The sequence below is a fragment of the Providencia sp. genome (assembly GCF_040396775.1).
Classification (GTDB): domain Bacteria; phylum Pseudomonadota; class Gammaproteobacteria; order Enterobacterales; family Enterobacteriaceae; genus Providencia.
On sequence record NZ_JBEBNT010000001.1, the window covers coordinates 501,196 to 513,042 of the forward strand.

12 protein-coding genes are annotated in these 11,847 nt (G+C 42.1%); 5 read left to right on the forward strand and 7 right to left on the reverse strand.

The window, feature by feature from the left end; translation table 11 throughout:
* Positions 1 to 14 precede the first annotated feature (14 nt).
* The gene (gene nudB, locus ABWP91_RS02275; protein ID WP_353241823.1) at positions 15 to 446 is read right to left on the reverse strand and encodes a dihydroneopterin triphosphate diphosphatase; all 432 of its coding nucleotides are present in this window, start codon (positions 444 to 446) and stop codon (positions 15 to 17) included.
* An 8-nt stretch (positions 447 to 454) separates the two neighbouring features.
* Entirely contained in the window at positions 455 to 2,224 is a 1,770-nt protein-coding gene (gene aspS / locus ABWP91_RS02280) for an aspartate--tRNA ligase (RefSeq protein ID WP_353241824.1), read from the reverse strand.
* Positions 2,225 to 2,742: 518 nt separating this feature from the next.
* On the opposite strand from aspS, the gene ABWP91_RS02285 reads away from it, so the two are divergent.
* The 5 genes from ABWP91_RS02285 (at position 2,743) to cmoB (ending at position 5,978) form a co-directional block, all read left to right on the forward strand.
* The gene (locus tag ABWP91_RS02285) at positions 2,743 to 3,066 is read left to right on the forward strand and encodes a DUF4377 domain-containing protein (RefSeq protein ID WP_353241825.1); all 324 of its coding nucleotides are present in this window, start codon (positions 2,743 to 2,745) and stop codon (positions 3,064 to 3,066) included.
* A 111-nt stretch (positions 3,067 to 3,177) separates the two neighbouring features.
* Positions 3,178 to 3,582 (forward strand): NUDIX hydrolase, encoded by a 405-nt coding sequence (locus tag ABWP91_RS02290; RefSeq protein ID WP_353241826.1) that lies wholly within the window; start codon positions 3,178 to 3,180, stop codon positions 3,580 to 3,582.
* 149 nt (positions 3,583 to 3,731) lie between these two features.
* The gene (locus tag ABWP91_RS02295) at positions 3,732 to 4,130 is read left to right on the forward strand and encodes an MAPEG family protein (RefSeq protein ID WP_353241827.1); all 399 of its coding nucleotides are present in this window, start codon (positions 3,732 to 3,734) and stop codon (positions 4,128 to 4,130) included.
* 124 nt (positions 4,131 to 4,254) lie between these two features.
* Complete coding sequence (gene cmoA / locus ABWP91_RS02300) at positions 4,255 to 5,004, forward strand: carboxy-S-adenosyl-L-methionine synthase CmoA (RefSeq protein ID WP_353241828.1); 750 nt, start codon at positions 4,255 to 4,257, stop codon at positions 5,002 to 5,004.
* Between the two features lie 2 nt (positions 5,005 to 5,006).
* Complete coding sequence (gene cmoB / locus ABWP91_RS02305) at positions 5,007 to 5,978, forward strand: tRNA 5-methoxyuridine(34)/uridine 5-oxyacetic acid(34) synthase CmoB (protein ID WP_353241829.1); 972 nt, start codon at positions 5,007 to 5,009, stop codon at positions 5,976 to 5,978.
* A 52-nt stretch (positions 5,979 to 6,030) separates the two neighbouring features.
* Here cmoB and ABWP91_RS02310 read toward each other — a convergent pair whose 3' ends face one another.
* The 5 genes from ABWP91_RS02310 to ABWP91_RS02330 form a co-directional block, all read right to left on the reverse strand.
* Positions 6,031 to 6,807, reverse strand: coding sequence for a dimethyl sulfoxide reductase anchor subunit family protein (locus ABWP91_RS02310; protein ID WP_353241830.1), 777 nt, complete (start codon positions 6,805 to 6,807; stop codon positions 6,031 to 6,033).
* Between the two features lies 1 nt (position 6,808).
* Positions 6,809 to 7,426, reverse strand: a complete 618-nt coding sequence (locus ABWP91_RS02315) for a DMSO/selenate family reductase complex B subunit (protein ID WP_353241831.1) — start codon at positions 7,424 to 7,426, stop codon at positions 6,809 to 6,811.
* A gap of 10 nt (positions 7,427 to 7,436) precedes the next feature.
* A complete protein-coding gene (locus ABWP91_RS02320) occupies positions 7,437 to 9,860 on the reverse strand; it encodes a DMSO/selenate family reductase complex A subunit (protein ID WP_353241832.1) in 2,424 nt (807 codons plus the stop codon).
* Between the two features lie 326 nt (positions 9,861 to 10,186).
* Positions 10,187 to 10,948: a copper homeostasis protein CutC gene (gene cutC, locus ABWP91_RS02325; protein WP_353241833.1), complete on the reverse strand. Its 762-nt coding sequence runs from the start codon at positions 10,946 to 10,948 to the stop codon at positions 10,187 to 10,189.
* A 184-nt stretch (positions 10,949 to 11,132) separates the two neighbouring features.
* On the reverse strand, positions 11,133 to 11,687 hold the full coding sequence (locus ABWP91_RS02330; protein ID WP_353241834.1) for a VOC family protein: 555 nt from the start codon (positions 11,685 to 11,687) through the stop codon (positions 11,133 to 11,135).
* Positions 11,688 to 11,847: the final 160 nt, after the last annotated feature.

Consider the following 11,847-nt stretch of genomic DNA (forward strand, 5'->3'; position numbering starts at 1 on the left):
CGTCAATACAATAATTAATTAGCAAATTCTAAAATAGCCTGACTGTTACTCCATGATTTAGTGAGTTTCGCCGCTTCATTTGGGCTTAACCAACGAAATTCAGTATGTTCAGTCAGTAATGGCATGTGTTCTTCATCAAGCACCATTTTAAACCAGTGCTCTTTGCAATGCGTTACATCAGGTGCATAACGATGCCTGAAATGCGGAAAAATTTCAAAGATGATGCTATGGGACAAGTCTTGTATATCGTTTTGTTCGATGTCAAAACCTGTCTCTTCTTTGATTTCACGACACGCCGTTTCATACGGTTTTTCGTTAGATTCCAGACTTCCAGTCACGGACTGCCAAAAGTCTGGATCATCTTTACGCCGTAGCATTAGCACCCGACCGCTTGTTTCAGCCACAATAATGACTAATACCGATTCAGGGCGCTTAAATGCAGTCATTCGCCGTTTTACTCTTCGTCTTTCGCCACAACAGCAATCGCCAGCTCGGTCAATGAGTCTGGATTTGCATGGCTTGGCGCATTGGTCATTAAGCATGCCGCAGCCGTTGTTTTCGGGAAGGCAATAACATCACGAATGTTATCTGTTCCAGTCAACAGCATCACTAAACGGTCAAGGCCAAATGCTAAACCTGCGTGTGGTGGTGTGCCGTATTTCAGCGCATCTAATAAGAAACCAAATTTCTCACGCTGGTCTTCTTCATTAATCCCTAAAATGCTAAACACAGTTTGTTGCATTTCATTGCGGTGGATACGCACAGAACCTCCACCCACTTCATAACCGTTGATCACCATATCGTAAGCGTTGGCAACTGCGTCTTCAGGTCTAGCAGCCAGCTCTTCTGGCGAGAAATCTTTCGGCGATGTGAATGGATGGTGCATCGCTGTTAAGCCACCTTCCCCATTTTCTTCAAACATTGGGAAGTCGATAACCCACAGAGGCTGCCAGCTGTTTAAGTTTGTCAGTTCAAAATCACGACCCACTTTCAAGCGTAGTGCGCCCATAGAGTCGGTAACGACATTTTTCGCACCCGCACCGAATAGAATGATATCGCCATCTGCTGCACCAGTACGGTCTAACAGTTGGTTAATCACCTCTTCACTGAGGAATTTCGCCACTGGGCTTTGAATACCTTCTAAGCCTTTAGCACGCTCATTGACTTTCATCCAAGCCAAGCCTTTCGCACCATAAATACCGACAAATTGGCCATATTCGTCAATTTGCTTACGGGTCATTGCTGCGCCACCCGGCACTTTTAATGCGGCAACACGGCCTTTCAGGTCATTCGCAGGGCCAGAGAATACTGCAAACTCAACATCTTTAACGATATCAGCAACATCCACCAGCTCCATTGGGTTACGAAGGTCTGGTTTATCTGAACCATAACGGCGCATCGCTTCTGCAAACGTCATGATTGGGAAGTCGCCTAAATCGACGTTTTTCACATCTAACCACAGGTTGCGGATCATGCGTTCCATGATTTCGCGCACTTGCTCTGCGGTCATAAATGAGGTTTCAACGTCGATTTGGGTAAATTCAGGTTGACGGTCAGCACGTAAATCTTCATCACGGAAACATTTTACGATTTGATAATAGCGGTCAAAGCCAGACATCATCAGTAACTGTTTAAACAGTTGTGGAGATTGTGGCAGCGCGTAAAATTTACCTTTATGAACACGACTTGGGACTAAATAGTCACGAGCACCTTCAGGGGTTGCTTTGGTTAACATTGGCGTTTCAACGTCAACAAAACCTTCTGTGTCCATGAAGTTACGAACAAAGCTGGTGATTTTCGCACGAGTACGTAAGCGCTCAGACATCTCTGGGCGACGTAAATCTAAATAACGGTATTTTAAGCGGCGTTCTTCCGTATTCGTTTGGTTGCTATCAAGCGGCAATGGTTCTGATTTATTGAATACATGAAGCTCTTGTGCAAAAATTTCAATTTCCCCAGTCGCCATATCTTTATTTTTCTGGCTATCTGGACGCGCGCGTACTGTCCCTGTGATTTGGATACAGAACTCATTACGCAGCTCTGACGCTTTTTCAAATATGTCTTTACGATCCGGATCGAAGAAAACTTGAACGATGCCTTCACGGTCACGCATATCGATAAAAATCAAACCACCTAAGTCGCGACGGCGGTTTACCCATCCACAAAGAGTGACCTGTTGGCCTTCGTGAGCGATGTTTAACTGCCCACAATAATTAGTACGCATACAATATCCTTTTACTCAGCTGTTGTGCTTTTGCTTGCTGCGGGATTTTGGCATTTTGCTGAACCCTATTGGCGAAACACGGGCTGAAAATTCAGAATGTCAAAAAGGCAGACATTATACAGGAAATTCTGTTAGACAAATAGTTGCGAATACCGCTTATCGCCTAAATCATTTTGTTTTTAATCATATTTTCATCAATTTTACGATGATTAATCAATCCCAATAAAATTATCAACCCTAGATAGGAATAAATGAAGAATATGGTTGAATTGATTTTAAGGGACTAAAGACGCCATGTATATATTGCAGCAAAGGTTTATTTCTATATTTACTTACTGCTGTACAAAAAGAATACAAACCTTGCGCCATATGACATTTGCCCTATTTTTTATTCTAAACAACGTATTCATTTCGGTTATTAGGTCGATTTAGGAATTGTTACCTTTTTCTGTTTGCTATAATCCCGTCAGCTAGGTAATAAACCTAATTAATCATCGTCTGCCGCTTAAGGATTGCACATGAAAAAACTGTTACTTGCTTCATCTATGCTGATGTTACTGGTTGGATGCCAAACCGCGAAAACCGCAGATATTGATAACAATAAAACATTTTATGTTGATTCTACACTCGCAGACTGTGTGGGTGTTGCCCCAATGAAATGTATGAAAGTTAAAGAAAACCCGAATGATGACTGGCAATTATTCTACAGCTCTATTCAAGGTTTTGAATATCAGCCGGGCTTCTCTTATATCTTACAAGTTAAACAATTTGATGTACCAAACCCACCAGCAGATGCACCTAGTATCCGCTATGAACTTGTAAAAATCGTTGAAAAGAAATAAATTTTAATTCTTGATAGTCATTAAGTAGGTCTATTACCCGCTTAATGACTTTATTTTATGACAACCAAATTGATTAAAATAACCATCGAAAATAACAAGAGTGGCGAAATTATGAGTGATAAAATTATTGATAAGCTTGGGTTAATTGCCTTATCTGAAAATAAAGTTGCCATGGTGCGTTCTTACAATAAAAGCTTATTTTACATCCCGGGCGGGAAACGGGAGCAAGGCGAAAGCGATGAGCAAGCTTTATATCGCGAGACTGAAGAAGAATTAACGTTACAGCTAGATATCTCCACAATTCGTTTTTATGGCGAATTCTTGGGGCTAGCCGATGGGAAAAAAGACGGGACGCAAGTGCGAATTCGTTGCTACTTTGCAGATTACCAAGGAAAACCACAGCCCGCCGCTGAAATTGCGGAATTAGCATGGTTTACCAGTGAAGATTTACCACGTTGCTCCACAACCGCCGCCGCTGTTCTCACCCAACTTAAACAAGATGGTTTAGTCAAATAACCCTGCGTGATTACCCAAAAAAGTTGTGAATTCATTTGTCGAACGGCATTTTAGGATTTACAATTTACAAAATATCGTCAATACCCATTACTATAACTTATATTTTTAGGTGTTTTCATAATTTGATTCGTTTTATGGTGGAGTAAAAAATGGTCAGCTCTTTGTACGCTGTACTGGGTGCCTTACTGCTGCTTAGATTATCCTTAAATGTTGTGAAGCTACGTAACCAGTACCGTATAGCCTATGGTGATGGTGGTTTTTATGAACTACAAACCGCAATCCGTGTTCATGGTAATGCCATTGAATACATTCCTATTTCCCTTATTTTGTTGCTTTTAATGGAGATGAACGGTGCGCAAGTTTGGATGATCCACATTTGTGGCCTAATTTTAATTGCAGGTCGGTTACTTCACTCTTATGGCTTAAAAAACCATGACCATTCTTACCGCCGCTCGGGTATGGTTGCTACTTATCTTTCGATGGCATTAATGGTTATTGCGAATACTTATTACCTACCGTGGCTACAAATCGTGTCATTCAATCTTTAACCGCTTTCTACGGCACAACCTAATGTGCCGCCTCATTATTTCATTCTCAATGGATTGATTTTCACTACGTCACCTTTCTGGTACAATCCTCCACTACTTTTGTTTGCTTATTAATACAGAACTTATGTCCAGTCAGGATCCTAACCATAAAGACAGTCTTTTTTCCGCACCGATTGCTAATCTTGGTGATTGGCAATTTGATGAAAAAGTCGCCGAAGTTTTTCCCGATATGATCCAGCGCTCTGTGCCGGGTTATTCCAATATTATTACCATGATTGGCATGCTTGCAGGCCGTTTTGTAAAACCAAGCAGTCACGTCTATGATTTGGGCTGCTCATTGGGTGCGGCAACGCTTTCTATTCGGCGCAATATTGCCGTTGAAAATAGCAAAATAATTGCTATTGATAACTCCCCTGCAATGGTGGAACGATGCCGGCGCCATATTGATGCCTACCGTGCAGAAACCCCTGTTGAGGTTATCGAAGGTGATATTCGCGACGTCAATATTGAAAATGCATCAATGGTTGTGCTCAATTTTACTTTGCAATTCCTTAACCCTGATGACCGCTTGTTATTGCTCGAAAAAATTTATCGTGGATTACAGCCTGGTGGCATTTTGGTACTTTCCGAAAAGTTTAATTTTGAGGACAACGAGATAGGTGAGTTGCTATTCAATATGCACCATGATTTCAAACGCGCGAATGGCTATAGCGAGCTCGAAATCAGCCAGAAACGCAGCATGCTAGAAAACGTGATGTTGACTGACTCCGTTGAAACTCACAAAGCACGCCTAAAACAGGTTGGGTTTAGCCACTGCGAAGTGTGGTTCCAATGTTTTAATTTCGGCTCACTGTTAGCGCTTAAAGGGGTTTAAAGATGATTGATTTTGGTCGTTTTTACCAACAAATTGCCATTGGCCCATTAAGCCATTGGTTAGAAACCTTACCTGCGCAATTAGCCGAGTGGAAAAAACAAGGTTTACACGGTGGTTTTTCCTCATGGGAAAAAATGCTCGATAATTTGCCTGTTATGCACCCAACTCATCTGGACTTAGTCAACAGCGTGACCGCAACTCGCGAGCCTGAACTTACCTCTGGCGAAGTACGCCGTTTGAATAATATCCTTGAGCAATTAATGCCATGGCGTAAAGGCCCGTTTTCCCTTTATGGCGTCAATATTGATACCGAATGGCGTTCCGATTGGAAATGGGATCGCGTTTTACCGCATATTTCATCACTAAAAGACCGATATGTGTTAGATGTTGGCTGTGGCAGTGGATACCATATGTGGCGTATGTTAGGGCAAGAAGCCAAACTTGTTGTCGGCATTGACCCTACAGAGCTTTTTTTATGCCAATTTGAAGCCGTTAGAAAGTTATTGGTGGATGACCAACGGGCACATTTATTACCCCTTGGTATTGAACAACTTCCTGAGTTAAAAGCCTTTGATACCGTATTTTCTATGGGGGTTCTGTATCATCGTCGTTCCCCACTTGATCACTTATGGCAATTGAAAAACCAGTTGGTAAGTGAAGGTGAATTAGTGCTTGAAAGCTTAGTGGTTGAAGGCGATGAATTTCAATGCCTTATCCCAGGTGACCGCTACGCCCAAATGCGTAATGTCTATTTTATTCCTTCCGCTAAAATGCTTAAAGTATGGTTAGAAAAATGCGGTTTTGTTGATGTGCGTATTGTTGACCAAGCGGTGACCTCGTTAGAAGAACAGCGCCGAACGCAATGGATGAAGACAGACTCACTCGCCGAATTTTTAGACCCGAATGATCAAACTAAGACCATTGAAGGTTACCCTGCTCCATTACGTGCAATTTTAGTTGCACGTAAGCCATAACAAATAACGTGCCTATCGGTATAACCAATAGGCACATCTAATCATTCGAACATTACATTGTTATCTGCCATAAGTTATAAAATGCAACTCGCCCAGATAATTCGGCAACGATCACCGCTAGTGCACAAATCCCCAGTATGAAAACCGAATTACGGCCTCGGTATAACAGTGCAGGGTAAATAAAAAGCATCACCGCAATAACCACTAACTGGAATGCCCAAAAACCAGCTTGCTCACCACTAAGCTCAGGCCCTGTTTCACCGAGAAATGAGATATAGGCGGCTCTTGTGGCGAAAATAATCACTGCACCAAGCAGGAATGCCATCGAACCAAGTCGCTGTGCCCCCATTAAAATCGCCAGTGCCCCACCGCCAACAAACAGTGTCATCCACATTTGTAGCGTTGTGAAAACTGTAAACCAATTAGCAACTGTTTCAATGTTATAAACTTGCGGTATTGACCAAGTGAATGCGAGTCCAAAAATAATTGCGCCCACATTACACACTTCGCGTAGCATCATATTTTTGACAAACAACGTAAAAAAGACAATACCCGCACCAAAGGCAACAAAAATCCCGCTTAATAGGGCTTCGTTACTCATTGGTGAACGCCCTACACCTAACAACATATTAAAGAAGCGCAACGGTTGCCCCACATGCAAGCTACCAATAATTAATGCAATAAGCATCAACACAAAGGCCAGCATGTTAGCGCTACGCAGTTGTTCACTGCTTGACCAACCGACTCGTTTGCTTAAATAAGCGAACAGGTAAAGCCCTGCTGCGGACTGACCAAACACCGTAAAAAAGACAAGAGGAAGTTCGTGCATGTTAGACCTCCGCAGGGTTTTGTAATGTGCCGCTTTTATCACCCGATGGCTTAGCATCTTTATGTGGCTTAATGACGATATTGGGATTTGTTAAACTTGGGTCTGGCATTGGGGCAATCCCACTGATTTTGCCATGGCGTTCTCGTAACACGTTAATATCATCAAAATCTAACGCACGTTGCGGGCACGACTCGACACACACAGGCTTCATGCCTTTTTCAACCCGTTCATAACAGCCATCACATTTGCTCATCAACTTTTTCTTTTCATCATATTGCGGCGCACCGTAAGGGCAACGTAATTCGCAATAACGGCAGCCAACACAAATGGTTTGGTCGACAACCACTAAACCATCTTGCTCTCGTTTATGCATTGCACCCGTTGGGCACCCCTCGACACACGTTGGGTTTGAGCAGTGATTACATGAGATTGACAAATAATAGCTATACACATTTTGTTGCCAAATGCCGTCTTGTTGCTGCCAACTCCCTCCACCAAATTCGTAAACACGGCGAAATTTAGGGCCAAGGTCTAAATCCTTTTCGTCTTTACAGCTCACCTGACAGGTTTTACATCCCGTGCATTTGGTCGAGTCAAAATAAAAACCATACTGTTTCATTTGCCACTCCTTATGCGCGTTTCACATCAACGAGGTTAGTATGTTGAGGATTGCCTTTCACTAAAGCCGAAGGCTGTTGAGTTGTTAACGTGTTAATACAACCGCCAATATCAACCCCTTCGCTATCGAGTTCACGCCATGCCCCTTGCGGAACGGCAATCACGCCCGGTAGAACCCTCGCAGTCACCCTCGCCTTTATTTTGATACGCCCTCTATCATTAAAAATCTCAGTAATATTTCCATCTTGAATGCCACGAGTCGCTGCATCAATTGGGTTTATCCAATATTGGTGGGGTACTGCCTCTCGTAATACGGCAACATTAAAGTAAGATGAGTGAGCATGGCCTTTATCGTGAAAGCCTGTCATTTGTAGCGGATATTTTTCCCTTGCTTGTGTATTTTCAACCCCTTCGGTATTCACACAATATTCTGGTACGGCAGGAATGCGTTGATCATCTGGGTATTCCCACTCTTGGGCAATCTTCGCCAAACGCTCAGAATAAATTTCAATTTTACCTGATGGTGTTGGTAGTGGGTTTTCTGTTGGTGCATCTCTAAAAGACTTCAAGGCAATATAATCTGCACTGTTCGCCAGTTTTCTATCGACAATCCCCATGTCATTTGTTTCTTCAAATGTCGGTAACTGCGGATTTTTTTCTCGCATTTGGTTATAACAATGCTCTATCCACTGCTCATGCGTTCGCCCTTCTGTAAACTGGTCTTTGATTCCTAGTTTTTCAGCAATATCTGCTAACACATCATAAGATTGGCGACATTCCCATAAAGGTGTAATGGCATTTTGCAAGCGTATGGCATAATGATATGCCCCGCTGGCATAAGAGTTATTGATTAAATCATTTGATTCAACGCTGCTCACATCCGGTAAAATTAAATCTGCATAGTTTGTGGATGGCGTCATGTGAATATCCCACACAAGAATAAATTCACAGAGTGATTCATCCGCCAAAATCTTATGGGTTTTATTTAAATCTGAGTGCTGATTTCCCGTCACATTACTGGCGTAATGCCAAAGAAATTTCACATTAGTTTCGAGTTTTTCTTTGCCTAATAATGTGGCGTTTTTCGCCGTCATTTCGGTTCCACGGGAAATGGCATCTGTCCACATAAAGCACGGAATTTTGGTTTTTACAGGGTTTGGAATCGCAAATCCAGGAACTGGGTAAGCGACATTTCCGCCCCATCCCCCTGCATTCGTCCCTGCCCGTCCAATATTCCCCGTCACAATAGGCAACATCATCACTGCTCGCGCAGCTTGTTCCCCTGAAGCCGTTCTTTGTAGGCCCCAACCTTGTGAAATCCAAGCCGCTTTGGCTGTTCCTAACTCACGCGCCAATTGGATAATACGTGTTGGTGATACCCCTGTTATCTGGCTCGCCCACTCAGGTGTTTTTTCGATTCCGTCGTCACCAAGCCCTAAAATATAGTCTTTGTATGATGCATTTTCAGGGGATGAGTCAGGTAATGTTTTGCTATCCCACCCAACACAATATTGAGCAAGAAAGGCTTCATCCGTTAATTCTTCTTTAACTAATGTATGGATAATGGCAGCAACTAGTGCACCATCCGTGCCGGGGTAAATGGGTACCCACTCCGCCCCTAACGTGGTCACACTGTCGGTTCGACGAGGGTCAATAATAATCACCTTGGCTTTACTTTTTTCTAACGCTTGCAAGGTTTCATAAAATTGCCCACCACCTGACATCCGTGTTTCCGCAATGTTGTGCCCAAACATAACGACCAGATCACTATTGGCAATTTCAGATAACAAGGAGTCATCCAGCTTGCCATACACATAGGGGATCACGCCGTTTATCTGCGCCGTTGAATACGTTCCATGTTGATCAAGAAAACCACCTAATTGATTTAACAGGCGTTTACAGGCATTCCGCCCTTGTAAATTAGCCCCTGTTGAACCAGAACCATATTGGTAATAAATCGCTTCATTGCCATATTTATTTATTGTTTCTTTTAATTTTTCAGCAACGATAGTCGTCGCTTCATCCCAGCTAATACGCTTGAATTTGCCTTCTCCTCGCTTCCCTACACGTATCATCGGGTATTTTATTCTGTCTGGATTATACGTTTTCCAACGTACCGAACGCCCCCTTAAGCATGGGCGTATCTGATGCAAACCAAATTGACTATCGTCATACATCGTTTCATTAGAGATGCGCGTAATAACATCGTCTTTGACATGCACTTTTAGTGGGCAACGACTACCACAGTTAACTAAACAAGCGCTATATTTGATTTTTTCATTTATTTCATCTGGCTGAGTTTTAACGATTGGTGCGGCTTGTGTCATGAAGGGTAATGAGATAGAACTTGCGACAGCAGTTGCTGTTGCGGCTGAAGCAGAAGCTTGAATAAATCGCCTCCTGCTTAACGTTTTCTTTCCAAAGTGATTAATCATTACATTGCTACCTTCTAATTATTATTAAATTAACTAAAAAATATATTTTTATAATAATAAGATAATAGGCATGTATTTCATGTGGTTAATTGATGTGCATCAACCAAGGCGAGTTTGTGAATATGTTGTCTACATAAACCAAATAATCCACACATTTTATTTGATTTTGGCGCATAATTGACTATTGCAAGGAAGATAACTAATAGAGAATATTTATAGAAATTATAGCGTTACTACTTTTGTTTGTGGGAAACCCAAATTGTATTGAACAAAAGAAAGAGAAACCTAAAACAGGTTTCTCCTTTACTTTCTTATGGTGCACTGTACTAAGCCAACACTTTTTCCGTGATAGAAATAAAGTCTTTCATGGCTTCCACTGTTGGCCCATCAACGCAGTAATGCGTGAACTCATCCGTTTCGCTATTAGACGCCATCGTCACGCCGACCTTGCGGTAATTCATGGTTGAAGGCACTGTTTTGCCCGCTGAGCTATGTACCTCTGCTAGCCCAATCTCCATAAACTTGCTTAAATTAGCTAAACGAACCCCTGCTCCCGCCATAATTTTTGGGCCATTGATTTCTTGGCTTTTTTCGTGCAATTCTTTTAATAATGGCAAGCCTAATTCAGCACTTTGCTGTTGGCCTGAAGTCAGAATTCGCGCCACGCCCAATTCATTTAGTTGCTCTAAGGCAAGGAGTGGATTAATACACATATCAAACGCGCGATGGAAAGTAATATTCATTCCTTTAGCGATTTCCATCAAGCCATGCATGCGGTTAATATCAATACGCCCTTCGCTATCAAGAATACCAATGACAGCCCCCGGAAACCCCATTTCCTTAATCATGATTAAATCTTCACGAATAACGTCAAACTCACTGACGTTATAGCAAAAATCACCACCACGAGGACGAATAATAGGATGAACTGGAATGTGAAGTTTTTCCCTTGCTAATTTCAGATAGCCATAGCTTGGTGTTAAACCGCCATCTGCAGCACCAGAGCATAATTCGATACGGTCAGCCCCGTATTCTTGCGCCACTTGAGCACATTCAATTCCGAAACAGCAAATTTCCAGTTTTGCCATGATTACCTCCAACTGTGGTAATAAAGCCCATGCTTTAAATTCCCCTAATACAAATAGATAGGGGTAGAATATTCATTGTTGATTCCGTTTCGAATAATGCCATTTATTAAAAAATGTTATCGGATGGATATCACACCCCGAAAAAAACACTGGCATTATTGATCAATAACGTTAATTGCATCACTTATTTTTCACTTTCAATTATCTTTTTTAGCGAAAATGGATGGTATTTAACGGTTATGCTGCCATTTGATACTGCCAATGTTGGATTAGGCAATCGTTCTTGCTGACCTTTAGGTTGACTCACTTTTATACTAAACCCTGCAGGTAACAGCTTAGGTAACAAGGCTCGCGCAGTTTCCTCCAGTTTAGTTGGCGGTACATCAATCACCATTTCAATGTGTTCCCAGCTTTCTTGTGGGTATTTTTTATCTTTAGGAAACGGTAATTCGATAATAAATACGTCTTGCCCAGCAATTTGCAAAGGTTCGTCAAGCTCATACAAGCGAATTGGCCTGCCATTGATGATGTTATCGGAAATAAGCTGACTGCATTGCTGTAACCCCTCATGCCAACGCAAGGCAGTTTCAAGGTGATGACAACGCATTGAAATGTGGTCAATAACGTAATCCGTTAATGATAAATCAAGCACTCGCGCCATTGCTTGTAATTGGTCGGTAAATTTAGGTAAGTCTTCCCATAAATCGTTTAATTGTGGAACGTCACAAAATGGCAGCACAACAAAAACCTCTTTTTATCTACTCATTCGCTAAACAATGGCGCTGACTGTAGCATGACTCCCCCAAAATATGGTATAAAACCTGCCGATTTTTCTCTTCCACCTTTTAGTTCTTCGCATGTGATGGCACAATGTGGTAACTATGTTGGTAATTTAAGGT